24 protein-coding genes are annotated in these 23123 nt (G+C 42.4%); 18 read left to right on the top strand and 6 right to left on the bottom strand.

The features are described 5' to 3' along the window. Nucleotides 1–302: 302 nt before the first annotated feature. From ACFPA1_RS27225 to bacA, 14 genes are all read left to right on the top strand, one after another. On the top strand, nucleotides 303–860 hold the full coding sequence (locus ACFPA1_RS27225) for a DUF4240 domain-containing protein (protein WP_378587816.1): 558 nt from the start codon (nucleotides 303–305) through the stop codon (nucleotides 858–860). A 300-nt stretch (nucleotides 861–1160) separates the two neighbouring features. After that, nucleotides 1161–1859, top strand: a complete 699-nt coding sequence (locus ACFPA1_RS27220) for a GntR family transcriptional regulator (RefSeq protein ID WP_241113719.1) — start codon at nucleotides 1161–1163, stop codon at nucleotides 1857–1859. A 144-nt stretch (nucleotides 1860–2003) separates the two neighbouring features. Beyond that, a complete protein-coding gene (locus ACFPA1_RS27215) occupies nucleotides 2004–2972 on the top strand; it encodes an aminopeptidase (RefSeq protein ID WP_213146283.1) in 969 nt (322 codons plus the stop codon). A 99-nt stretch (nucleotides 2973–3071) separates the two neighbouring features. Then, nucleotides 3072–4181: an extracellular solute-binding protein gene (locus ACFPA1_RS27210; RefSeq protein ID WP_378587812.1), complete on the top strand. Its 1110-nt coding sequence runs from the start codon at nucleotides 3072–3074 to the stop codon at nucleotides 4179–4181. 31 nt (nucleotides 4182–4212) lie between these two features. After that, nucleotides 4213–5322, top strand: coding sequence for an ABC transporter ATP-binding protein (locus ACFPA1_RS27205; protein WP_378587808.1), 1110 nt, complete (start codon nucleotides 4213–4215; stop codon nucleotides 5320–5322). Beyond that, a complete protein-coding gene (locus ACFPA1_RS27200; RefSeq protein WP_378587805.1) occupies nucleotides 5286–6218 on the top strand; it encodes an ABC transporter permease in 933 nt (310 codons plus the stop codon). Before ACFPA1_RS27205 ends, ACFPA1_RS27200 begins: the two co-directional genes overlap by 37 nt. Further along, nucleotides 6218–7003, top strand: a complete 786-nt coding sequence (locus ACFPA1_RS27195) for an ABC transporter permease (protein WP_378587802.1) — start codon at nucleotides 6218–6220, stop codon at nucleotides 7001–7003. Before ACFPA1_RS27200 ends, ACFPA1_RS27195 begins: the two co-directional genes overlap by 1 nt. Nucleotides 7004–7714: 711 nt before the next feature. Next, the gene (gene ftsZ / locus ACFPA1_RS27190; protein ID WP_378587799.1) at nucleotides 7715–8899 is read left to right on the top strand and encodes a cell division protein FtsZ; all 1185 of its coding nucleotides are present in this window, start codon (nucleotides 7715–7717) and stop codon (nucleotides 8897–8899) included. Nucleotides 8900–9259: 360 nt separating this feature from the next. Next, on the top strand, nucleotides 9260–10444 hold the full coding sequence (locus ACFPA1_RS27185; protein WP_213146288.1) for an ABC transporter substrate-binding protein: 1185 nt from the start codon (nucleotides 9260–9262) through the stop codon (nucleotides 10442–10444). Between the two features lie 146 nt (nucleotides 10445–10590). Next, nucleotides 10591–11469 (top strand): branched-chain amino acid ABC transporter permease, encoded by an 879-nt coding sequence (locus tag ACFPA1_RS27180; RefSeq protein ID WP_378587794.1) that lies wholly within the window; start codon nucleotides 10591–10593, stop codon nucleotides 11467–11469. Between the two features lie 10 nt (nucleotides 11470–11479). Continuing rightward, nucleotides 11480–12415: a branched-chain amino acid ABC transporter permease gene (locus ACFPA1_RS27175; RefSeq protein ID WP_213146290.1), complete on the top strand. Its 936-nt coding sequence runs from the start codon at nucleotides 11480–11482 to the stop codon at nucleotides 12413–12415. A gap of 1 nt (nucleotide 12416) precedes the next feature. After that, entirely contained in the window at nucleotides 12417–13196 is a 780-nt protein-coding gene (locus ACFPA1_RS27170) for an ABC transporter ATP-binding protein (protein ID WP_378587791.1), read from the top strand. After that, a complete protein-coding gene (locus ACFPA1_RS27165; RefSeq protein WP_378587788.1) occupies nucleotides 13189–13896 on the top strand; it encodes an ABC transporter ATP-binding protein in 708 nt (235 codons plus the stop codon). Before ACFPA1_RS27170 ends, ACFPA1_RS27165 begins: the two co-directional genes overlap by 8 nt. Nucleotides 13897–14048: 152 nt before the next feature. Beyond that, nucleotides 14049–14852, top strand: a complete 804-nt coding sequence (bacA, locus tag ACFPA1_RS27160; RefSeq protein WP_213146293.1) for an undecaprenyl-diphosphate phosphatase — start codon at nucleotides 14049–14051, stop codon at nucleotides 14850–14852. A 407-nt stretch (nucleotides 14853–15259) separates the two neighbouring features. Here bacA and acpP read toward each other — a convergent pair whose 3' ends face one another. Beyond that, complete coding sequence (gene acpP / locus ACFPA1_RS27155; protein WP_213146294.1) at nucleotides 15260–15490, bottom strand: acyl carrier protein; 231 nt, start codon at nucleotides 15488–15490, stop codon at nucleotides 15260–15262. A 351-nt stretch (nucleotides 15491–15841) separates the two neighbouring features. Here acpP and ACFPA1_RS27150 point away from each other — a divergent pair, with 351 nt between their 5' ends. Continuing rightward, nucleotides 15842–16702: a hypothetical protein gene (locus ACFPA1_RS27150; protein ID WP_378587784.1), complete on the top strand. Its 861-nt coding sequence runs from the start codon at nucleotides 15842–15844 to the stop codon at nucleotides 16700–16702. A 38-nt stretch (nucleotides 16703–16740) separates the two neighbouring features. Next, nucleotides 16741–17817, top strand: coding sequence for a hypothetical protein (locus tag ACFPA1_RS27145; RefSeq protein WP_378587781.1), 1077 nt, complete (start codon nucleotides 16741–16743; stop codon nucleotides 17815–17817). Between the two features lie 272 nt (nucleotides 17818–18089). On the opposite strand, the gene ACFPA1_RS27140 is transcribed toward ACFPA1_RS27145, so the two are convergent. Then, nucleotides 18090–18308, bottom strand: coding sequence for a hypothetical protein (locus ACFPA1_RS27140; RefSeq protein ID WP_213146297.1), 219 nt, complete (start codon nucleotides 18306–18308; stop codon nucleotides 18090–18092). Nucleotides 18309–18642: 334 nt separating this feature from the next. Between ACFPA1_RS27140 and ACFPA1_RS27135 the strand changes: the two genes are divergently transcribed. Beyond that, nucleotides 18643–19671: an SDR family oxidoreductase gene (locus ACFPA1_RS27135; RefSeq protein ID WP_378587777.1), complete on the top strand. Its 1029-nt coding sequence runs from the start codon at nucleotides 18643–18645 to the stop codon at nucleotides 19669–19671. Nucleotides 19672–19724: 53 nt separating this feature from the next. On the opposite strand, the gene ACFPA1_RS27130 is transcribed toward ACFPA1_RS27135, so the two are convergent. After that, nucleotides 19725–20354, bottom strand: coding sequence for a YitT family protein (locus ACFPA1_RS27130; protein ID WP_378587774.1), 630 nt, complete (start codon nucleotides 20352–20354; stop codon nucleotides 19725–19727). A gap of 168 nt (nucleotides 20355–20522) precedes the next feature. Between ACFPA1_RS27130 and ACFPA1_RS27125 the strand changes: the two genes are divergently transcribed. Further along, entirely contained in the window at nucleotides 20523–20969 is a 447-nt protein-coding gene (locus ACFPA1_RS27125) for an Lrp/AsnC family transcriptional regulator (RefSeq protein WP_378587771.1), read from the top strand. A 121-nt stretch (nucleotides 20970–21090) separates the two neighbouring features. Here ACFPA1_RS27125 and ACFPA1_RS27120 read toward each other — a convergent pair whose 3' ends face one another. The 3 genes from ACFPA1_RS27120 to ACFPA1_RS27110 form a co-directional block, all read right to left on the bottom strand. After that, nucleotides 21091–21972: a PhzF family phenazine biosynthesis protein gene (locus tag ACFPA1_RS27120; RefSeq protein WP_378587768.1), complete on the bottom strand. Its 882-nt coding sequence runs from the start codon at nucleotides 21970–21972 to the stop codon at nucleotides 21091–21093. A gap of 44 nt (nucleotides 21973–22016) precedes the next feature. Then, the gene (locus ACFPA1_RS27115; protein WP_378587765.1) at nucleotides 22017–22463 is read right to left on the bottom strand and encodes a GNAT family N-acetyltransferase; all 447 of its coding nucleotides are present in this window, start codon (nucleotides 22461–22463) and stop codon (nucleotides 22017–22019) included. 246 nt (nucleotides 22464–22709) lie between these two features. Next, nucleotides 22710–23039: a hypothetical protein gene (locus tag ACFPA1_RS27110; RefSeq protein ID WP_378587762.1), complete on the bottom strand. Its 330-nt coding sequence runs from the start codon at nucleotides 23037–23039 to the stop codon at nucleotides 22710–22712. Between the last annotated feature and the right edge of the window lie 84 nt (nucleotides 23040–23123).

Below are 23123 nucleotides of genomic sequence, written 5' to 3'. Positions count from 1 at the left end.
TAATGCCGCTATAAAAACAAAATAAATCCTTTCACAAGGGACCCTATTTGAAAAAATCTGCTGCTGCTTTATTTTATGTGTCAAATTACATACGTAATAATACCATTATTCTTCCGATTTTTTGAAAAAGTCCATCCTTTTTTCTATGAATCTCGCTTCTGTCCTTTAGAAACGGTCTTAGAGACAAAACTAGCAAAAAATCAGTCGGAATTGTCCTTGAGAAGGAGTAAAAACGAGCAGGATTTCATTGCCTCCACCGAGAATACAACTGTTGCAAGGCTGTTTATTTTGGAGGGATTTAAATGGATAAAATACAATTTTGGAATTTAATAGAGCAATCAAAGACGTATGAAGAAGAGCAGGTACAATGGCTGACAGAGGCATTAAGCAATAAAGAAGAGAGCGAAATACTGGATTATGAGTTTATTTTCCGAAGCTACATGAATGAAAGCTATCAATCACGTCTTTGGGGAGCGGCCTATCTCATCATGGGGGGGTGCTCAGACGATTCCTTCGATTATTTTCGTGGCTGGCTTATTTCGCAGAGGCGTGAAGTGTATGAGCAAACACTAAAGAATCCCGAGTTCTTGGCTGATTATATCTCCGATGAAAATTTGGGAGAAGAAGGCGTTCCTGAAAATGAGGATTTTCTGAATATTGGATTTGATGCCTACACCTTGAAAAAGGACGGGGATCTTGAGGACTGGGACGGGGATTTGTATGACGAAATGTTGGACTTGCTGACCGAAAGAGGACTAGACCACAACAGTGACATTGAATTTGATTGGGAAGATGAGGATGATTTAATGGAGATGTTCCCGCAATTATGGGAGCGTTTCGGAGAAGATCCGTTAGGCTAAAAAATGCCAAGAAAAAATTTTTCGTTTTGGCTGGCGGCTGGTCTATCACAACGCTCTTTGAAGGATAAAAGAGGATACATTTCAAATTTCAAAGTGATTCAAAAATATTAAACCGTCTTATTTTAGAGACGGTTTTTATTGTAAAATAATATAGTGGTTATTATTGTTATTTTTATAAAATAGTAAAAATAAAAAATATTCAATATTCTATAGAATATTGTATTGACAAAGTATAGTCCCAAAAATAATAATGTATTTAAGAATTATCTGAAAACGGATACATACAGAGAGGTGAAGCAGTTGAGCCAGGGTTACTTGGATCTTTCGAAAGTAGAATCGGTGGAAAGGCAGCCATTAAATGTTAGGATCTATGAAAATTTAAAGGCCGCAATCATTAAAGGAGATTTACAGGCGGGCAACCGATTAACCGAAACGGAAGTGGCGAAACAAATGAAGGTAAGTCCAACGCCAGTCCGTGAAGCCTTTCGCCGCTTGGCCGCAGAGGGTCTTGTGAAAATTGTCCCTTGGAAAGGGGTTGTCATCCAAAGTTTTTCGGATGAGGAAGTAAAGGAAGCGTATCAATGCCGGGAAGCATTGGAGACACTTGCGATTAGGCTGGCAGTCGAGAATATCGATGAAGAGGGGATTGAAAGGATCCGGGTATTGCTCGAACAATCCTTCGAGGCAGAAAATGAAACCGAAATTGTCCGGTTAAATTCCGAAATCCACTCGGTCATCATCGAGTATGCACGAAATGCGAAATTAAAGATGCTCTTGGGTTTAGTCAGTGACGTGATTTATCATGACCGCAATATTTCTGCTTATAATTCAAGCCGAAGAGAAAAGATCAATGCCGAGCATTTAGAAATCTTCCAGGCTCTGAAAGAGAAAAATGCGGACAAAGCGGAACAAGCGATGAGAGTTCATATTCAGAATGGACTCGAATATATCAATCAAGAAAACTTGTCAAAAAAGAAGGGGACCAAGTCTCCAGAATAAGGGGAAATCGTGAGAAGTAACAACCTCTCACTTTTTATTAAATATAGATTCTATAGAATATATTTTTTTAAATGCAAATTCTATAGAATATAGAAAAGTGGAAAATTTTATCAATCCAACCAGAACAAAGGGGAGAAAAATCAGATGAAAACGATTTTGATGAGCAAGGGAGCCCGAACAATTGTAGAGGTGTGCGCGGGTGTCCAACCAAATGAACAAGTATTGATTGTGACAGAACCAAAAATGCTGAATATTGCCAAGAGCATTTCCGCAGCCGTTGTCGCTGCAGGGGCAGAGCCGACAATGGCCATGATGCCGCCGCGGAACTCAGATGGGCAGGAGCCTCCGGCACCAATCGCCGCTGCCATGGAGGCGAGTGATGTGTTTATCAGTGCGGTCTATACTTCGATTACGCACACCAGCGCAGTCCGCAATGCTGTGGATGCAGGTTCAAGAGGGATCATGCTGACCCAGTTTCATGATGAAATGTTGATTGAAGGCGGAGTTCATGCTGATTTTAAAGCAGTTGAACCGATTTGCCGGGCAGTAGCCAACGCCCTTGAAGGAGCCAACGAAATCAGGCTTACCACTCCGCATGGTACAGACCTTACCCTTTCCGCGACAGGAAGACGCTCCAACGCCATGCCATGTATGGTCAAGCCGGGTGAATTTGCTCCAGTGCCAACGGTTGAAGCGAATGTCTCACCAATCGAAGGATCCGCTCACGGCGTCATTGTGGCTGATGCCAGTATTCCTTACATAGGGATTGGATTACTTGACGAACCGGTGACAGTAAAAGTAGAAGATGGAATGATTGTTTCCATTTCCGGCGGTAAACAGGCCGACATGCTTGCTGAAAATTTGGCTTCAAAAAATGATCCGAATGTTTATAACATCGCAGAAATCGGCGTGGGCCTCAACCCTAACTGTAAATTTATTGGCTCGATGCTTGAAGATGAAGGGGTATTCGGTTCCGTGCATATCGGAATTGGTACTAATATTACCTTAGGGGGAAATGTAAAAGCGGCCTGTCATTATGACCTCATCATGACCAAACCAACGTTAGTAGCAGATGGAAAAGTGATTTTACAAAATGGGGAAGTTCTCGTTTAAAAAAGTCGGAATTTTTTGAAGGAACTGACTTTTGTAAGCGTTCGCTGCCTATTGCAAACGTGATGAATTTATAAAATAGAACTGATATAGGGGGAAATTATGATGAAAAGAATGTTTAGTGTATTTGTTCTTTTAATGGTTATGATGCTGGCAGCCTGTGGTGTTCCAAACCCTTCTTCTAAAGAAACAAGCAAAGAAAGTGGTTCGAAGGCAGAGCCTCAAACAGAGACGAAAGAAATTACGATTGCAGCCAATGGTGGAAAAATTGAAAAGTTAATCCGTGATGATTTGGCGCCAAAGTTTAAAGAAAAGTATGGCATTACGATTAATTTTGTAGCCGGATCTTCCAATGAAATTTTAACAAAAGTCCAGCTGCAAAAGGATAACCCGCAAATCGATATCGCCATGTATGATTCCCCTGTAGCGGTTCGTGCTGAGGAAGAAGGCTTGACTGAGGCCATTGCGAAGGAAAATATTAAAGATTTAGACAGTATCGATGAACGTTATTTAATTGATGAAAATAGTGTACCAGTCTTAGGTTACTCCGTTGCAGTCGGGTACAACACGGATATTTTTAAAGAAAAAGGATGGAAGGCAATCAGTTCCTGGAATGACCTAATCAGCTCTGATTATAAAGGGATGACAGCTTTCCCTGATGTCTCCAGCAACTCAGGGTTTACGATGTTTTTGAGTTTGGCAAAAGCAAATGGCGGCGGCATTGACAATATGCAGCCTGGAATGGATAAAGGGAAGGAATTAGCTGCCTATTCCGATACGTTCTATAAAAACTCAACACAGATTCAACCGGCTATGCAGCAGGGCGCGGCCGTGACGGTACAAGCCAGCTATACGATCGCAGGCTTACATGATGCCGGTGTTCCGGTCAAAATGGTGATCCCGAAAGAAGGGGCTCCATTGCAAGCAATCGTCGCGACGGTTGTAAAGAATTCTAAGAATAAAAAGGCTGCTGAAGATTTTATTAATTTCATGGTAACAGAGGATTCTCAGAAGAAGATTGCTGAAATCGCCTTCTATCCGGTCGTGAAAAATGTAAAACTACCTGATAACTACGATTCTATTATCGGCTTTAAGGATAGTGACCCTGTATATAAACCTGATTTCGCCGGCATCGCAAAAATCCAGCCGGAATGGACCGAAAAGTGGACGAAGGAAGTTACTCCTGAGCTTGGGAAAAAGGTGAAGAAGTAATTAGCATCAACGAACATAGGAGGGATTGAAGATGACTACTAGTGATGTGACGATTCGTGGTGTCAGTAAAAGATTTGGAACAAATGTCGTTTTGCAAAATATTGACTTGGATATCAAGCAAGGTGAGCTTCTTACCTTGCTTGGCCCCTCCGGCTGCGGGAAAACCACGACACTAAATGCCATTGCCGGGTTCCTCGATCCGGACGAGGGAGAACTATATATCAAAGGAAAAAAGATGAATGGCGTCCCTCCCTATAAACGGGACCTTGGGATGGTGTTTCAAACGTATTCTTTGTTTCCGCACATGACCGTGCACGAAAATCTTGTGTTTGGTCTTAAGCTGCGTAAGTTAAAAAAGGATGAAATGGATAGCAGAATTAAAAGAGCACTAGAATTGGTAAAATTGACAGGCTTAGAAAAGCGGTATCCACGGGAGTTATCAGGCGGACAGCGGCAACGGGTGGCGATTGCCCGTGCGTTGGTTGTGGAGCCGGAGTTATTGCTGTTGGATGAGCCGCTCAGTAACCTAGATGCCAAGCTGCGCCACGAGCTTCGGGCGGAAATTAAGCGTTTGCAAAAAGAAGTTGGCGTCACCACGATTTTTGTAACCCATGATCAGGATGAAGCGCTCTCCATGTCAGACCGAATCGTTGTCATGAACCAAGGGAAGATTGAGCAAATCGGCACCCCGACTGAAATCTACCAAAATCCCCAATCTGAATTTGTCTTCCAGTTTATCGGGAAGTCGAATCGGTTTGAAGGATTAGTGGTAGAGGCTGACGCTGACCATACCGATGTCGAAATTGAGGAAGGCTGGGTCATCAAAACGAAAAAAGATAATGTTATCGGCAAAGACCGAATATTCCATGCTCACGATGTCGTCAATCTGTATATTCGGCCCGAATTAATCTCGATAAAGTCGGCTGACCAAGGGTTGGGCGTGGCTGACACTGAACTTGTCCAGCAAAGGGCCATCATCAAGCAAATGAATTATCTCGGTTCGCAATGGGAAATTGAGGTATCCGTTAAGGGGCAGTACCATGTGCAAATTATCGGCCCGACGATTGAGAATTCCTGGTCGGTAGGGACGGAGGTGTTGGTGGAATGGAAAACCTCGGATATTCGCCTGACCAAAAGATGAGCACGGGCCTGCCACTGGCACCGAAAAGAAAAGTAAACGTCTTTCGAAAATACATGGCAGCCATGCTGCTCCTTGCACCACTGCTCTTATTTATCCTTGCATTCTTTGTCGTCCCAATGATTTATGTGTTTTATTTAAGCTTCATTGAAGTGGAGGGGCTCGATGTTTCCAATGCCAGTTACAGCATCGGCAACTATCTGACGTTTTTTACAGATCCCTATTTTTTAAGATCGCTTTGGATGACGATTAAGGTGAGCGTCTATGCGGTTATCATCGCGCTTATCCTTGGCTACCCTATTGCATTGACGATGGCGAAAAGCTCGGCGCGGGTGAGGGGCTACCTCACATTGCTTGTGGCATCGCCCTTATTGATCAGCGTGGTTGTCAGAAACTTCGGCTGGTACTTGCTGCTTGTGCCGAATGGGGTCATTGACCAATTTTTGATGGGGATTGGGATTACGGATTCTCCATTAAAGCTTTTATTTTCCGTTGAAGGGGTCGTCATCGGCTTAGCCAACTCGTTCCTGCCGTTCATGGTTCTGTCGATTGCTACAAGCCTGTATAATATTGACCCATCTTTAGAAAAAGCAAGTAGTATTATTGGCGCAAGTCCGTTAAGAACCTTTTTCACGGTGACGCTGCCGCTGAGCTTGCCAGGGGTTGTGGCCGGGATTGTCTTGGTTTTCAGCATGTCGATGAGCTCGTACGTAACGCCTGCGCTCATGGGAGGCGCGAACGTGCCGGTTCTTCCGATCGTGATTTATGAGCAAATCAATACGTTATTCCGGTGGACGTTCGGTTCGGCGATCTCTTATATCTTGCTTGGGGTTACGTTAATCTCTGTTACGATTTTTTCAAGGATTTTTGAAAGGAAGTTCAAGGAGGTGTTCCGATAATGAAGGGTGTTAGGATTACTGTTACTATAATTGGTTTGATTTTTCTACTGATTCCTCTCATTGTGACCATTGGAGCATCGTTTACCACAGCAGGTTATCCAACGTTTCCGCCAAAAGGATTTTCCCTACAATGGTATGAAAAAATATTAGACCGACCTGAGTACATGGATGCCTTTTTCAATAGTGTGAAATTTGCTTTCTTGGCAGCGTTCTTTTCGGTCCTGCTCGGTACCATTGCAGGTCTGGCATTAGCCAAGTATGATGTTCCGGGTAAAACCTTTATCGTTTCGCTGTTGACATCGCCTTTAACCATCCCGCATTTGGTGCTGGGGGCAGCATTGTTGATTTATTTCACGCCGATGCTGCTGGCAGGTAAGCCGACGGGCTTCCTGATCGCCCATATTGTCATTTGTGTGCCCTATGCGATACGCTTCGTCTTGACGGGGCTGAGCGGCTTTGATTATACGCTGGAGAGGGCGGGGGCTATGCTTGGCGCAAATCCGTTCGTGGTATTTTGGAAAATCACGCTGCCGATTATCCGGCCGGCGATTTTGTCCGGTGCGATGTTTGCCTTCCTGATTTCGTTTGACAACGTCACCGTCTCGCTGTTCATGGTATCAACCGATATGAGAACCCTGCCACTCGAATTGTTCTTCCATATGCAGGATTCCTATGATCCAATGGTCGCCTCCGTATCAAGTATCGTTATCTTCATATCTGTGATATTTATAGTAATATTTGAAAAAATCTATGGAGTCGGAAAACTGTTTGGCGGGTCGCATTAACTTCTTAGCAGAACCCTGGGCTGAAGCGCCTAGGGTTCTTTTTGTTCGGAGGGGCAGGGGCGATGCATGGGAACGTTCGAGACTACCTGAATAACAAACCCTACTCGGTTTTATAAAGACAAAAAAGAGCGGCTGAGTCGGGGTTGAAATATCTTTAATCCCCCATCATAAGGTCAATGAAGAGCAAAACGACCCAAGCCAGGGCGGAAAATGGCCTTCATAAAGTCTATGAAGACCAAAACGACTTGTCCAGGAGGCAAAATTTCCTTTCATCCGCCTTCTTAGGAAGTTTTTTCAATAGTCTCGGACGGTTCTTATCATCATTTTTGGGATTCCGGAAATATCCACGGAATCATGCACCGGATCTGGGCCGTGCACCAGGGCCCAGGAATGACACACGAGAACCGTCCCCATGCCTCACCACATGTCTCAAGCTTTTTAACGAAAATAGGCTATTCTTAACTGGACAATAAGATTATGGTTAAGTAGACTATTAAATAATCTATTTGGAGTCTGCTGGAAGTTTTTTTACTAGTTTTTACTCTCTGATTTCTTTTTTTCTTGAGGATGCTAGAAAACTGCGGCAATATCAGCCTCCTAATCTATTACCTATAAACAAAATAAAGTATGATCTGACAATTACATAGGTGCCTTTGGGCAGCCATGATTCGTATGAAACAAGGAAAATTGGATGAATGAGGAGGAATAAAAATGTTTAACTTTGAACCAAGCTTGGACCAATTTGCTAGGATTAAAGTCATCGGTGTCGGCGGCGGAGGGAACAATGCTGTGAACCGAATGATTGAGGATGGCGTTGGCGGTGTAGAATTTATTGCTGTCAATACGGATGCACAAGCACTCCACCAATCAAGAGCAGAGATTACGATGCAAATTGGATCATCCTTAACAAGAGGCTTAGGAGCGGGGGCCAATCCGGAAATCGGCAAAAGAGCAGTGGAAGAAAGCAAACAGCAGCTTGAAGAGGTGCTGGAAGGCGCAGACATGGTCTTCGTTACAGCCGGAATGGGCGGCGGGACAGGCACTGGGGCAGCGCCTGAAATTGCCAAGATCGCTCGAAAAATTGGTGCCCTGACTGTTGGAGTTGTCACGCGACCCTTCAAGTTCGAAGGACACAAGCGCTCTGTAAATGCTCTGAATGGAATTAACGCCATGAGAAATGCGGTGGACACGTTAATTATTATCCCAAACGACCGCTTGTTGGAAATCGTTGATAAAAGAACACCGATGATCGAAGCATTCCGTGAAGCGGATAACGTGCTTAGGCAGGGTGTTCAAGGGATTTCCGACTTAATCGCTGTTCCGGGTTTAATCAATCTTGATTTTGCCGACGTGAAAACGGTCATGTCCCATAAAGGCACTGCCCTCATGGGAATTGGTGTAGCTAAAGGGGATAATCGCGCTGCAGAAGCTGCCAAGAAGGCCTTAAATAGTCCGCTCTTGGAAACGTCTATCAATGGTGCACAAGGTGTGATCATGAACATTACCGGAGGAACCAATTTAAGTCTTTTTGAAGTTCAGGAGGCTGCCGATTTAGTTGCTTCTGCTTCTCATGAGGAATTAAATATGATTTTTGGATCGGTTATTAACGAAAGCCTGAAGGATGAAATAATCGTAACGGTCATTGCGACAGGATTCGATGAGCAAGCGCCTGAAGTTCAACAGCCTGCCCCTCAGCCAACAAGGACCTTTCAGCGGGAAGAGAGTTTTCACCGCACGCCAATAATACGAGAAGAGAGTTTTGGGCGCACTCCAATAAAACGCGAGGAGCCGGTTTACGAACAACAACAACAACCAGAACCAGAACGATACTATGAACAGCCAGAAGAGGAATCTCTGGATATTCCATCGTTCCTGCGCAGACGGAGAAATCGATAAATAGAGGATAAACAGGGGGACAGTTCTAGCGGCCGTAATGGCCAAAAGAACCGTCCCCTTTTTTTATTATTCGATTTTGAATTTTTCGATAATTTTCTTCTAAAATTTTATTATTCAAATTTAAGTAATTTATGGAAAACACCCGCTTTTTCCTTATGTTTTTCCTTGTGAAAGCACTATCATTCCCATAAAATATGCAAGTTTCTGAAATATTAAAATAATATACTAGACGAAAATAAAAAATTGTTTTAATATACTAATTGTTAACACATTTCTAACTATCATTTCCCGATACTAATATTCGGTTAATAATGTCAGAAAAATCAAAAAAGAGAAAAACAACAGAGGGGGAACCTAGAGATGAAAAAGAAATTTAGTAAGGTATTTATGGTATCAGCATTAGCTGCCGGAATCCTTGCCGGCTGTGGGACAGGAAACCAAAGCGCCAGTGGCGGCGGAGGCAATTCAGATGTCTTCAAGCTTGGCGTAAACATGGAGCTTTCCGGTAACGTTGCATCATACGGTGAATCCATGGCAAAAGGTGTTGAAATGGCCGTAGCGGAAATTAACAAAGCTGGCGGTGTTGAGGGCAAGAAAATCGAAGTGATTAAAAATGACAATAAATCAGAAGCGGCTGAAGCAACAAACGGAATTATTAAGCTGACAAGCCAAGATAAAGTAAATGCGGTAATCGGTGCAGCAACAAGCGGAAATACAGTGGCCCAAGCACAAATTGCCAATGATACGAAAACTGTTCTAATCGCACCAGGCGGAACCAGCCCGACTGTTACTGTAGATGAAAAAGGAAAAGTAAGAGAATTCGTTTTCCGTACATCTTTTATTGATCCATTCCAAGGCACAGTTGCTGCGAACTTTGCCGCAAATAATTTAAAAGTAAAAGATGCAGCCATTTTCTCAGATAGCTCAAGTGACTATGCAAAAGGATTATCCGATGCTTTCAAGAAAACATTTGAAAAAGCTGGCGGCAAAATCGTAGCAGAAGAGTCTTATGTAGGTAAGGATACTGACTTCCGTGCCACATTAACTCGTATTAAGGCGAAAAATCCATCCTTTATCTTTATCCCTGGATATTATGAAGAAGTTGGCTTAATTGTTAAGCAAGCACGCGAGCTTGGCATCACTGCTCCTTTAATGGGTGCTGACGGATGGGATTCACCAAAGTTAGTTGATTTAGCAGGTGCTGAAGCATTAAATAACACTTACCTAATCAACCACTATTCAACTGAAGATCCAGATCAAAAGGTTCAAGACTTTGTTAAAGCATTCAAAGACAAGAACAATGGCGATGCGCCTAACGCTTTCAATGCCCTTGGTTATGACACTGTTTATTTCTTAGCAGATGCCATTAAACGTGCAGGTAGCACAGACTCTGTCAAGATTCAAAAGGAATTAGCAAAAACGAAAGATTTATCACTTGTAACTGGAGTATTATCGATTGATAAAAATCATCACCCAATTAAATCTGCAACAGTGCTAGAATACAAAGATGGTAAACAAGTATTTAACTCGAAAATTAATCCTTAATATTTAGACCAGTAAAATGGAAGGATTATCCTTCCATTTTACTTTTGTAAAAAAAGGCTATGCTAAAAATAATTGTTAGTTTGTGAACTATTGATAAATAGAACAGACAAGTTTAACACAGCCTTAGAAAAAAGGAGAAAAAACGTATGGATTGGTTACAACAGCTGATAAATGGAATTTCACTCGGCAGCATCTATGCCTTAATCGCATTAGGATACACCATGGTGTATGGGATCATTAAATTAATTAACTTTGCACATGGCGATGTATTTATGGTTGGTGCCTTTATTGGATTCTATGCGATTAAGGGATGGCGATTAAGCTTCTTGCCTGCACTCATCATTTCGATGGTATTCTGTGCGGTATTTGGGGTATTAATTGAACGGATTGCCTATAAACGGCTTCGGAATGCTACGAGAATCGCTGCCTTGATTACAGCGATCGGAATGTCTTTGTTGATTGAATACGGAATGATCTATATCCGCGGCGCTCAGCCGGAAGCGTATCCTGCTGACGTATTGCCAAATAAGGCCATCAATTTCTTTGGTGTCCATATTAACAGCCAGTCTTTATTTATCCTATTAACATCGATTATTTTAATGATTATTTTACAATTTATTGTTCAACGCACGAAAATGGGAAAAGCGATGCGCGCTGTTTCTCTTGATATGGACGCCGCCCGCTTAATGGGAATAAGCGTTGACAAAACGATTTCCTTCACGTTTGCCATTGGTTCGGCATTAGCGGGAGCAGCAGGGGTCGTGTTTGGTGTTTATTATACAAAAATTGAACCGCTGATGGGTGTCATTCCTGGGTTAAAAGCGTTCGTTGCCGCCGTATTAGGGGGCATAGGCAGTATACCGGGAGCGATGGTTGGCGGGATTTTCCTCGGTGTCATTGAATCGATTGTCAGTGCAGCAGGATTTTCTTTATGGAGAGATGCAGCCGCCTTTGTCATTTTGATTCTCATCCTTATTTTCAGACCATCCGGCATCTTTGGGAAAAATACAAGAGAGAAAGTATAGGTGAAAAATAATGAAGAAATCAAAATCATTTTGGGCATTTCTGATTCTAGCGGCGGTTGTGTACGTAGTCGTCCAATTTTTCATCGGCTCAGGGTTCATAAATATTTATTATAGTAATTTGTTGATTACCATTGCCATTAATATTATTCTGGCAGTCAGTCTCCATTTGGTCATTGGCATCACTGGCCAGTTCTCCATCGGCCACGCTGGTTTCCTGGCAGTCGGCGCTTATGTTTCAGCGATTGTCACGATGAAATTAGAGCTGCCATTTATTCTTGCCGTTGTGCTTGGCGGGGTTATTGCCGCTTTGGCCGGTCTGATTGTCGGCATCCCGACTCTAAGGCTCCGTGGTGATTATTTGGCGATTGCCACTCTTGGTTTTGCAGAAATCATTCGAATTGCCTTATTTAATATTGACTATGTTGGCGGGGCCGCTGGTATGCAGGTATCGCATCTGACGACTTGGACCGTCACCTTTGTCTGTCTGGTCATTACGATTCTGGTGATTACGAACTTTACGAATTCTAGGCACGGACGGGCGTGTATTGCGGTTCGGGAAAATGAAATTGCTGCTGATGCGATGGGAATCAACACCACGTATTATAAAGTTCTTGCTTTTGCGATTGGATCATTTTTTGCAGGAATTGCCGGCGGGCTATTTTCACATAATTTCTATATCATCCAGCCGGGAAATTTCGGTTTCTTAAAATCATTTGATATCCTCATCTTCGTTGTCTTGGGCGGCCTCGGCAGCCTTACCGGGTCAGTGATTTCGGCTATTTTATTAACCGTTATATCAGCATTCTTGGCACAATATCCGGAAACACGGATGATTATCTATAGCTTAGTTTTGGTCATCGTGATGCTTTACCGTCCTCAAGGCTTGATGGGCACACGTGAAGTCACTGATTTATTCAAGTGGAAACCGGCTAAAGGAGGCAATTAAGATGGCGTTACTTGAAGTGAAAAATGCCGGCATTCAGTTTGGCGGATTAAAAGCCGTTTCTGGCTTTAATATGAGACTTAACCAAGGCGAACTGGTCGGATTAATTGGACCGAACGGAGCCGGAAAAACCACTAGCTTTAACTTGTTAACAGGTGTTTACGTTCCAACAGAAGGCGAGATTGTATTTAACGGAAAGCGGCTGAACGGACTGCCTCCCTACAAGGTGACGCAAAGCGGGATCAGCCGTACCTTCCAAAATATTCGCCTGTTTAGTGAATTATCCGTGTTAGACAATGTAAAGGTTGCCTATCATTCGTTAGCGAAAAACTCCATCTTGAGCTCCATTTTTCGTTTTCCCTCCCATTTTTCTGAGGAGAAAAACATGGAAGATAAAGCGCTCGAGTTTTTAAAAATTTTCAACTTGGAAAGATTTAAAGATGAAAAGGCGAAAAATTTACCGTATGGCCAGCAGCGGAGATTGGAAATCGCCCGGGCGTTAGCGGCCGGTCCGAAACTGTTGCTGCTGGATGAACCGGCAGCGGGGATGAACCCGCAGGAGACCCACGAATTAATGGAACTGATTGCCTTTATTCGTGAACAATTTGACCTGACGATTTTATTAATTGAACATGACATGCAGCTTGTCATGGGAATCTGTGAACGGATTTATGTCCTCGACCATGGCCAACTGATTGCAGAAGGTACTCCAGAAGTAATCCGGAGCCATCCGAAGGTCATCGAGGCTTATTTGGGAGAGGAGGTTTCTGACGAACATGCTTAAGGTCAATGATATTAATGTATTTTATGGAAACATTCAGGCGCTCAAAGGCATTTCATTAGAAGTGAAGGAAGGCGAAATTGTCACCTTAATTGGGGCTAACGGAGCGGGAAAAAGTACGCTTCTGAAAACCTTATCCGGACTGCAAAGGCCAAAATCAGGGACGATTGAATATTTAGGCGAGACGATCTCCACCAAAGCACCGCAAGCAATAGTTAAGTCTGGCATTTCCCACGTCCCAGAAGGACGGCGCGTGTTCTCCAATATGTCAGTAGAGGAAAATTTGGAGCTTGGCGCCTATACCAGAAAGGACGCAAGCGGGATTCGCAAGGATATGGAAAAAGTTTATGAATTGTTCCCGCGGCTGCTCGAACGCCGCAAGCAGCTATCCGGAACACTTTCCGGCGGGGAACAGCAAATGCTGGCAATGGGACGGGCCATCATGGCCAAGCCAAAGTTGCTGCTGCTGGACGAGCCTTCAATGGGCTTGGCGCCGCTGATCGTGAAACAAATATTTAACATTATTGAGCAGATCAACAAGGAAGGAACGACTGTCTTGCTCGTTGAACAAAACGCCAACATGGCCTTATCCGTTGCTGATCGGGCCTACGTCATCGAAACCGGACGCATCCAAATCTCAGGCACCGCCGCCGAACTCCAAGCAAGCGAAGAAATCAAAAAAGCCTACCTTGGCGGGCATTAGTGATTCATAGGGACGGTTCTCATGCATCAGTTGCATGAGGACCGTCCCTATGTTTTATGTTAAAATATTTTTTAACTAAAAATTAATACTGCTTTTTGGTCATTAACGGGTATTATTAAAAGGTAGCATTTAATTAGGAGGAAAATATATTTATGAGTGAGCACGTAATAGCTTTTATAATGGGAATCGTAGAAGGGTTAACAGAATATCTTCCCGTTTCATCAACAGGACATCTCATCTTAGCCGGTCATCTATTAGGGTTCGAGGGAGATCGGGCGAAAACATTTGAAGTTGTCATTCAATTAGGATCGATCCTAGCGATTGTCGTGTTATATTGGAGAAGGTTTTTTTCACTGTTAGACTTTAAGAGTTTAAATATAAAGGACAACAATAGAACGAAACTGAATCTTCTTCACGTATTTTTAGGAGTACTGCCGGCCGTGATTGTAGGCTTCGTCCTACACGATTTTATTAAAAATGTTCTGTTCTCTACAACAGTGGTTTTGGTAGCTTTAGTCGTCGGTGCCTTATTATTAATTTATGCGGACAAAAAGAACACGACGATTACAGCACACTCAATTGACCAATTATCTTATAAGCAAGCTCTATATATTGGACTGTTCCAATGCTTAGCTGTCTGGCCGGGATTTTCACGAGCCGGTTCCACCATTTCCGGAGGATTATTAGTGGGCGCCAGCCAAAAAACAGCTGCCGAATTTTCCTTCATTCTAGCATTGCCTATTATGATTGGCGCAACTGGATTAGATTTATTGAAAAATATGGATGCCGTACTTTCAGGCGACATCACCACCTTCGTCATCGGCTTTGTAACCGCCTTTGTAGTCGCATTGTTATCCTGTATTGCATTCCTAAAACTGCTCGACAAAGTCAGGCTTTCAGCATTCGCCTACTACCGCATCATCCTTGCAATCGTCTTTGCGTTTATCATCCTATAAAGTGAATCATGGGGACGGTTCTCATGCATCAGATGCATGAAGAACCGTCCCCATGTGTCTTTTGTTCTATTGAACAGTATGATTCTTTGTGCGATAGATAACTCGTATGGTACGGAATTAATTAATAAATAAAGAAGGAACGGTAAATCTAAAAAAAACTCCCCTATCATGCAGTAAGTTAAGAATTAATTAAGAATAATGAGCTACTATTAAGACAGTCTTTTTCAAGACCCCCCTTAAATATTATATCTGGAAGCCCTCGAGGATTGTTTTCGAATTGTCTTGAGGGCTACTTTTTTTGAAAAATCGATAGGTTTCCAAACAGTGACTTTTTAAATATGGAAAAAGCGGATGCCTTCTGCTACACGGTCGAGTGTCCGTCTGCGTCGGGCTATCCGCCTTAGTTGTTAACGACTTTTTTCAATAAAGTTTACGACATCTCCGACAGTTTGAAGCGTCGGCGCCACTTTATCACTAATTTCAATCGCAAATTCATCCTCAATTTCCATCGTCAGATCCACCATATCAAGCGAATCAGCTTCAAAGTCATCCTTGAATGATGCATCAAGTCTGACCTCCTCCATTTTAACCCCCAGTTGATCTGCAATAATCGGCTTTAACTTTTCAAATGTGGTCATTGCGGCATCTCCTTCCTCACGTTTCATACCCACCATTATAACAACCTAATTCGGAACGTAAAACATAAAAGTATTTCCAATATTCGGCGAACATTTCACCAAATAGAAGTCGTTTCTACTCTCAGTTAGGGCACTAAACAGTTCGGAGCAAGCTGCATTTATACGGGGGCATCTCATTAGAAGATTTGCTGTGAGTATAGCCCCTATGTAGAGGGATTTTGACTCATCGATTATAAATCCCGCTTAGGTTAAAAGAACCCATTATTGTTAAAACCGACAAAAAATTTAATGATGATGTCGAATGCTGTTAGTGGAAGTGATAAAACTCTGCTTTTGAAAGGGGGTGAAAGAATGTACTTTCGGCATTTTATTCTAATGGGTGTTATTTTAGGGGCGGCCGCTTTCTTGCCAAATAATGCATTGGCAAACGGAGCAGTCGGTCAACCGGAACAGCAAAACGCAGCAGCACAAACTCGCGTTTCAGCGAATGCTGAAAATCCAATAGCTTCGGAAAAAGAAGTGCCAGTTCCAACTGAAAATGTACATAAAAGTCAAGGTGAAGTGGTTCAAAAACCGGAGGCGAATCCTAGTACACAAAAATCCATACCTATCAAATCTGTTTCAGCGTCACCAAACAAGACGAATAGGGCAGTGCCCCCTTTAGATAAGGGTAAGAACGCAAGTAAATCTGCTGAACAGACTGCAAAGGTGAAGGACATAGGACAACCAGGGCCGGCCAAACCAAATGTCGACACGAACCAGGTTCAGGAGGTCCCTGAGTCAACGCACTCAAACCAAACAGCTCCTAAAGCCGAAATGGACAGCCAGCCTTCAGGTTTGATTGCTAAGTCAGAAACCATTACGGAAGAAAATGATTCCTCAGTATCAATAAAGACTAGCATTTCGCAGGAACCACTTATAGTTGAAGAAAGCAAGGCTCCATCTAACGATAGGAAGATTCCTTTTGAGGTCATAAATATCCTTCCGCAGCTTACGTCATCCCCAGGAGGGCAGTCTGATGTTCAGTTCAGTCCTGGGACAGGTGCGGTAGGTTATATAGCAAATTGGTTAGACTGGGATGAACATTTATCGCTGACCCTTGGCCTGAACTACACTTCTCGCCAAGCTAAGTACAGTCACCAATGGATTAATGCTCCACCTTCACCACCACCAGAAATAGCTCCTTTTTTTAAAACGTTAACTGCTAATTAAGCCACGGGTAACGAAAAATAAAGGAGCAAAATTAGAAAATGAAACATTACCTTAAAACATATAAACTCATAAAATCTTTCGTAGTAACTGGAGTATTGTCGTTTGGACTTATGTCAGGAGGCCAATTTACTGCAGCGGCAGGACTCGATAAAGCAAAAGTGGAGCCTGTTAAAGCTGTTCAAGCAGTTGGCTCCCAAAATGGACATGCCAATGAAAAAAAGGTTGAAACCCCTATAGTTCCTGCTGAGACGGAGATAGCTGTTCAGCCAGCAGAAGAAGTCGAAGCTGATGCTCAGCCAATAGAGAAAGTCAAAACTGAAGTAGAACATAAAGAAGAAGGAAGCATCGGAAAATCACAGGCAAGCATACATGCCAGTGAAACGGCAAAAATGCATGCTTCTGAAAACTCAGCAATCTATCAAACTACTTCCGAAAGCCAATTAGAAGAATCGACTACAACTGCTGAAACTGCAGGATATCTATTCGGATCGGATTCAGCTTCATCAGCGAATCCTGCAGGGGAAGATTTTTATATTGGGAAGTTAGGTTATGGGAGCACGGTGCAATTTGATGCAAACACGGGCGGTGCCATTTATTTCAGCAGTGCAAGAGCACAGAGTGCCAGCTATGTGTACGGTTATTGGTTTTTATCCGGTATGCAAACAGCGCCAGAAGGAATCTCCGCAAGCGATTGGGGTGCGCAGCAGGCAAAATTAGCTCTAGAAAGCTACGAAGCTATGAAGAGTGTATATGGCTCAAAGGTTAGACCCGTTATTTTTATTGATGTAGAATCGGCTTATACCGGTTTAAGTGACTATGACTATGCCAATAATCATGAGATTTATAACGCATTCGTCAATTATTTAAATCAATATGGACAAGGTGTAAAACCAGGAACCTATTCATCTCCAGGCAACTGGGACCGTACCATGGGGGACTTTTCGCCAAATACCCCAGGTGCTTATTGGGTTGCCTATTACCCAGGTGACATCCCATCCGATTTGACAACCAGCAATTCATACTGGGTCAACTTCCCAGGAACAACCGAAAAGGCCGAAATCTGGCAATACTATGGCGGCTATGATGACTATAATGTAGCTTGGAAATTGCCATAACGAAATATTCGGTTTCTATTTTCCATAGTAACCAAATAAAGAGTCTGTCCCAAAAAAGTATAACTTTTAGGGGCAGTCTTTTTTTGTGAGATGGCAATGTTCCTCTTTTTTTTTAAATACCCAAAGCATCGAGCATAAACAACATATCCCAATTTAATGTTCGCTCCTCCTAACACCTTCTGGATTTCCTCAAAGGTAATAGGGGGTTCCTTTGCGGAAGCCCCTCCAATTAGTGTTCTTTTTTCTTCTTTGAAAGAAGATTAAAGTCATTATTATTCTTCTGAATAAGACGGTTGGGTTTGCATCTGGGACTGCACTTGACTTATCAATGTTTGAATTTGTGCAACTTCACTTGATGCTTGTTTCAATGCTTCTAAGCAAAGAGTGGTGTTAGCAGCTGATTGTTCAATGGCTGAAGTGATCATATCTTTCACAATAGAAGAAGCCGCCTCTGCTTGTTTCAATTTATTAGTGTCGACTTGATTTGTCATTTGTATTTCCTCCTTTTATTTGTTTACAACACAAAATATAGAATGCTTCTAAAAAAATTATTTAATCCTTGTCCAAAACAAAATTAAATTACATATTTTACAGTAAACATTATAAGAGCATTGCTTAGGGGCGGTTTAGTTGAATAGTGATTATAAGGAAAAAAATGGTGAAATAATTTCATAATGGGGTGATGAAAATATAGTATTAAAAATTCAACATTTTCCATTGTGAAAATTCCCCCTAGGATAAATTTATTATCCTCCCCGTATCTTTTTATAAAAAATAATCGTTATATAAAGTAAAAGAGATTTATAAATGGAATGGGGGAGAAGGATGAAGGTTTTACTATTAGGAGGGACTCGTTTTTTAGGAAGAGCATTGGTAGAAGAGGGATTGAAAAGAGGCCATGAAATGACCTTATTTAATCGTGGGACCAATAAAGGTGCTTTTCCTGAAGTGGAGCAGCTCATCGGGGATCGGGACGGAGATGTGTCCCTTCTGAAAAACCGTAAGTGGGATGTTGTAATGGACACATGCGGGTTTGTTCCCCAGCAGATTCAAGAAATCGCAGCTGTACTTGGGGATAATATCGAACATTATACGTATATTTCAAGCATCTCTGTTTATAAAGATTGGATCCCGTTTAATCTTACCGAAGATTACCATCTGCAAACTTTGTCGCAGGATCAATTAAGAGCTGTTGAGGAGGGGAGCGCTTCTCCTTATGATCACTATGGCGCATTGAAGGTCCTATGTGAGGCGGAAGCGGAGAAGCATTGGCCGGGACGTGTGTTGCATATACGAGCTGGGCAGCTTGTCGGGCCGTTTGATTACACGGACCGGTTTCCGTACTGGATTCAGCGCGTGGCACAAGGCGGAAAAGTATTGGTACCGGGGCGTCCAGACCGTCTTGTTCAGTTAATTGATATAAAAGATATCGCCAAATGGGTGTTTGATATGGCGGAAAACAGAAAAGCTGGAACCTTTAATGTGACAGGCCCGAACGATAAATTGACGATGGAAGAGTTGCTGGAGACCTGTAAAGCTGTCGCCAACAATGAGTGCGAATGGGTATGGGCAGATGAGCAATTTTTGCTGGAGCGTAATGTGCAGCCATGGACGGAAATGCCGCTATGGGTTCCCGAGCACTTCCCATTAGAGGGAGAAACAGAACCGTGGAAAGGCTCTTTTTCCATTAGCGTCGACAAGGCGGTAAATGCTGGACTTACCTTTCGGTCATTAGAAGAGACGATTGTTGAGGTTTATAACTGGATGAAGGGACGACCAGATAACAAGCTTAAAGCCGGGATTTCGTGGGAAAGGGAAAAAGAACTTTTAGGGACTTGGTTTCAAAAAAGATAAATCAATCATGGGGAGGGGCTCCATACTTGAAGTATGAGAACCCTCCCCATTAGTTATCCTACGGCTTCCGACTTAGCGGTTTTAATGGAAAAGATTCCATTCCTCTTTGCCGTTTTGCTTTTATTTGCGATGTCATTTTTGAAATAGCTAATTACTTTGGCTGTTACCGCAATCGAAAGGATGGAGCATAGCCCTCTTACCAGCCCAACAGCGTAAATACTCGAAAGCACAACAACCGCATCAAATAGGAAATTTACTTTGCCAGGATTAAATTGAAATCTCTTTTGCAGATACAGTGCGAGGATATTAGCCCCTCCGAGGGAAGCTCCATTCATAAATAGGATGGTTAAACCAATTCCAATCATAAATCCGCCCAAGATTGAGCCTATCCAAATCGGAAGTGAAAAGTGTGGCAGCCATTGGTCCATTTCAGTCAATAACGTCAGGATGGAAACAGAAACAACGGTATTTAAGGTAAACTTCCATCCCATTCTAAAAACTGAAAAAATATAAAAAGGGATATTTACTAAAAAGAAAATCACAGCGAATGGAAGATTAAAAAGATACGCTACACTTAGCGAGAGTCCGGCTGTGCCTCCTGTGACAATATTGGCATGTTTTAAAAGGATAACCCCAATACTTGTTACCAAGCATCCTAGGAAAATATCTATTGGCTTCCTCATTTTTAAATCACCTAATCTCTTATCAATATTAATACGATTAATAACTATTTTAATAATAAAAGATAAAAGGACAATTTTACATATCAATAAGAAGGCGTTATTATTAAGTTACGTTCAATTTGAATTAAAATCTATTGTTTTATATTCATAATGAAAGGAGTGTTTTTGGTGGATCAAATAGACATTAAGTTATTGGAGCTTTTGCAAAAAAATTCCCGCATGACAATCAGCGACTTATCACTGGAGTTAGCGTTAAGTAGGCCGAGTATTTCGGAACGTCTTCACCGGATGCAAGAGAAAGGGGTTATCGAAGAATACAGTGCTAGAATCTCCCTTCCTGCAATTGGAAGAGACATACTGTTAATTATTCAAGTGGGCGGCGTTAAAGTATCCTTACAAGAATTTGAAGAATTCGTAAAAAAAGAAGAGGGAATTATCGAGTGCCATCGTGTGACCGGGGAAGTAAGCTATATTTTAAAAGCTGCTGTTTCAAACATGAATGGCATGAGGCAATTAATCGATAAATTAATTCCATTTGGAAACATCAATACTTCTACCGTATTGTCATCACCAGTTCCATATCGATACATTCTGCCAATCGAAGAATCTTCCTAGGCTTCCTTCCTACAGGGGAAGTTTGGGTGAAGAGAGTGTACTGTTTCTTCCAGTGGAGTAATTCATGGGGACGGCCCTTATGCATGTAAAAACCATGAGAGCCGTCCACGTATGTGGAAATTTATATTAACCATTCACCCTGAGCAATCTTTTCAACCTTTCCGCCAACAGAAACATTGATTACTCCGTTTTCCTCATCTGCTTTTAAAAACAATAAAGAGGGTCTGCCAATTTCATATCCTTGTTCGACTCTTATATCAATTTCGCTTGTTTGGAAAAATCGGTATTCAACCAGGTAGGCAGCCAGGCATCCATTTGCGCTGCCAGTGGCGGCATCCTCTGGCATCCCATAATAATCTCCAAAGTCACGAACATTTACCTGATTCTCTGGATGATACGTTTCAGAAGTAAATACCATAATCGCTTTTGCGTTCGTATTCTCAATCAGCTCATAGTACTTTTCTAAATTGACCCTTACTCTTTTGACAGCGTCCAGAGTTTTTAAAGGGACAAGAATGACAGGAAGCCCAGTGGAAACCTCTTGGATGGGGAATCGCTCATTAATGGCATCCTTCTCAATCTGTAAGACACCAGAAACCTGGTCGGGCTCCAATATTTTTCCGAAGGCAGGTTTATTTTGTTTCATCCAAATAAGACCTTCCTTTGCATCAAACGAGACGGGAATCTTGCCAGCCTTATAATTTAGCGTAAGTGTCTCTGCCGGTTCCTTTAATAGCTCATGCTGAATCACATAAGCAGTTCCCAGAGTCGGATGGCCAGCAAAAGGCACCTCTTCATTAGGGGTAAAGATGCGGACATCATAGCCTCCATCATTTACTTGGTCGGATAGAATAAAAGTAGACTCCGAATAATTCATTTCCTTCGCGATTTGCTGCATTTCCCGGCCAGATAGATTACCCGCATTTTTGAAAACAGCAAGCTGGTTCCCGGTATATTTCCCTTGCGAAAAAACATCAACAATCGAAAAATTAATTTTTCCCATTATAAATCTCCTATTCTTTGAATCATGGGGACGGTTCTCATGCATCATCCGCGAAATTTTTCCATAAACCTTTCCGGATGGTCAATCGATTTGAAACCGAATTGGCTATACAGGGTGTGGGCATCGTTTGTGACTAACATAAACCTGCGGACATTTTGCAAGTCTGGGTGGTTGGTGATAACCTCCATTAACCATTTGGACAAGCCTAATTTACGGTATTCAGGCACAATGAACACATCTGCAAGATACGCAAATATCGTTAAGTCTGAGACGACCCTTGCAAAACCAACCTGCTCCGCATCGCCTTTGCTGACATCCCCTTTATAAACACCAAAACATAATGCAGTATTGTCAATGGACTTTTTTATGATTTCTTTTGGCCGGCCCAATGCCCAGTATGATTCTTCGCTTAAAAACTTGTGGATAGTATCAAGGTCTAAATACTCTTTGTTCGTAGATATGGAAAAACCATTCTTTAGCCATGTATTCATTGGTAAACCTCCTTCATTTGTCAAAAAAGTAGAAACACATTGGAAAAAGATGCCTCTTTGATAGATTTTAACATAGGATGTCTATTTCAGTGAGATTACTGATTTGGGCAAATAACGAGGGCGTAAATAACATTTTATAGGTAATGCCTATTTTTGAGAGAACAAGTTTATAGGTCAATGACTAAAGAATATGATGATGTAGGTTTAAAAAGAAAGGAGTGCGCGTTATGTATCCTAATCCTATATCTATGTATAATACCAATCCATATAATCAGGAAATTCATGTGTATTCAACTCCATTTCCAGAGGATTATTATTACCAGATGAACCCTTATGAAAGACAATTTGGCCAATTTTTCCCACCAATGGGACCACCATCAGGAGCACCTGGCTTTTCACCACCATTTGCCCCGCCGGGTCAAGGCCCAGGAGCGGGACCACCGTTTGCCCCACCAGGTCAAGGTCCAGGAGCAGGACCTCCAACAGCCCCACCGGGTCAAGTCCCGCAAGTTGGACCGCCATCGTCACCACCGCCATCCTTTGTTCCCACACAGACACAACAGCAAGCTGAAGCATTTGCAGTTGATCCAGGGGGTATTAGAAGATGTTTATTCAGATACACCTATATATGGCTAAGAGGTTTTGAGCAATTTTGGTTCT

Origin of the sequence: Neobacillus sp. GCM10023253 (assembly GCF_042653105.1) — a bacterium.
GTDB lineage: Bacteria > Bacillota > Bacilli > Bacillales > Cytobacillaceae > Neobacillus > Neobacillus citreus.
Note: the sequence above shows the minus strand (reverse complement) of the source record. Positions and strands in the feature narration are given on the sequence as shown.

What these genes read in the sequence shown, in the direction of transcription:
- ACFPA1_RS27115 (WP_378587765.1), bottom strand. Translation starts at nt 22,463, where the DNA reads ATGAATACATGGCTAAAGAATGGTTTTTCCATATCTACGAACAAAGAG.
- ftsZ (WP_378587799.1), top strand. Translation starts at nt 7,715, where the DNA reads ATGTTTAACTTTGAACCAAGCTTGGACCAATTTGCTAGGATTAAAGTC.
- ACFPA1_RS27215 (WP_213146283.1), top strand. Translation starts at nt 2,004, where the DNA reads ATGAAAACGATTTTGATGAGCAAGGGAGCCCGAACAATTGTAGAGGTG.
- ACFPA1_RS27210 (WP_378587812.1), top strand. Translation starts at nt 3,072, where the DNA reads ATGATGAAAAGAATGTTTAGTGTATTTGTTCTTTTAATGGTTATGATG.
- ACFPA1_RS27120 (WP_378587768.1), bottom strand. Translation starts at nt 21,972, where the DNA reads ATGGGAAAAATTAATTTTTCGATTGTTGATGTTTTTTCGCAAGGGAAA.
- ACFPA1_RS27180 (WP_378587794.1), top strand. Translation starts at nt 10,591, where the DNA reads ATGGATTGGTTACAACAGCTGATAAATGGAATTTCACTCGGCAGCATC.
- bacA (WP_213146293.1), top strand. Translation starts at nt 14,049, where the DNA reads ATGAGTGAGCACGTAATAGCTTTTATAATGGGAATCGTAGAAGGGTTA.
- ACFPA1_RS27140 (WP_213146297.1), bottom strand. Translation starts at nt 18,308, where the DNA reads ATGACAAATCAAGTCGACACTAATAAATTGAAACAAGCAGAGGCGGCT.
- ACFPA1_RS27170 (WP_378587791.1), top strand. Translation starts at nt 12,417, where the DNA reads ATGGCGTTACTTGAAGTGAAAAATGCCGGCATTCAGTTTGGCGGATTA.
- ACFPA1_RS27130 (WP_378587774.1), bottom strand. Translation starts at nt 20,354, where the DNA reads ATGAGGAAGCCAATAGATATTTTCCTAGGATGCTTGGTAACAAGTATT.
- ACFPA1_RS27150 (WP_378587784.1), top strand. Translation starts at nt 15,842, where the DNA reads ATGTACTTTCGGCATTTTATTCTAATGGGTGTTATTTTAGGGGCGGCC.
- ACFPA1_RS27175 (WP_213146290.1), top strand. Translation starts at nt 11,480, where the DNA reads ATGAAGAAATCAAAATCATTTTGGGCATTTCTGATTCTAGCGGCGGTT.
- ACFPA1_RS27205 (WP_378587808.1), top strand. Translation starts at nt 4,213, where the DNA reads ATGACTACTAGTGATGTGACGATTCGTGGTGTCAGTAAAAGATTTGGA.
- ACFPA1_RS27110 (WP_378587762.1), bottom strand. Translation starts at nt 23,039, where the DNA reads ATGCTTCAGCTTGCTGTTGTGTCTGTGTGGGAACAAAGGATGGCGGTG.
- ACFPA1_RS27225 (WP_378587816.1), top strand. Translation starts at nt 303, where the DNA reads ATGGATAAAATACAATTTTGGAATTTAATAGAGCAATCAAAGACGTAT.
- acpP (WP_213146294.1), bottom strand. Translation starts at nt 15,490, where the DNA reads ATGACCACATTTGAAAAGTTAAAGCCGATTATTGCAGATCAACTGGGG.
- ACFPA1_RS27195 (WP_378587802.1), top strand. Translation starts at nt 6,218, where the DNA reads ATGAAGGGTGTTAGGATTACTGTTACTATAATTGGTTTGATTTTTCTA.
- ACFPA1_RS27135 (WP_378587777.1), top strand. Translation starts at nt 18,643, where the DNA reads ATGAAGGTTTTACTATTAGGAGGGACTCGTTTTTTAGGAAGAGCATTG.
- ACFPA1_RS27200 (WP_378587805.1), top strand. Translation starts at nt 5,286, where the DNA reads ATGGAAAACCTCGGATATTCGCCTGACCAAAAGATGAGCACGGGCCTG.
- ACFPA1_RS27145 (WP_378587781.1), top strand. Translation starts at nt 16,741, where the DNA reads ATGAAACATTACCTTAAAACATATAAACTCATAAAATCTTTCGTAGTA.
- ACFPA1_RS27165 (WP_378587788.1), top strand. Translation starts at nt 13,189, where the DNA reads ATGCTTAAGGTCAATGATATTAATGTATTTTATGGAAACATTCAGGCG.
- ACFPA1_RS27185 (WP_213146288.1), top strand. Translation starts at nt 9,260, where the DNA reads ATGAAAAAGAAATTTAGTAAGGTATTTATGGTATCAGCATTAGCTGCC.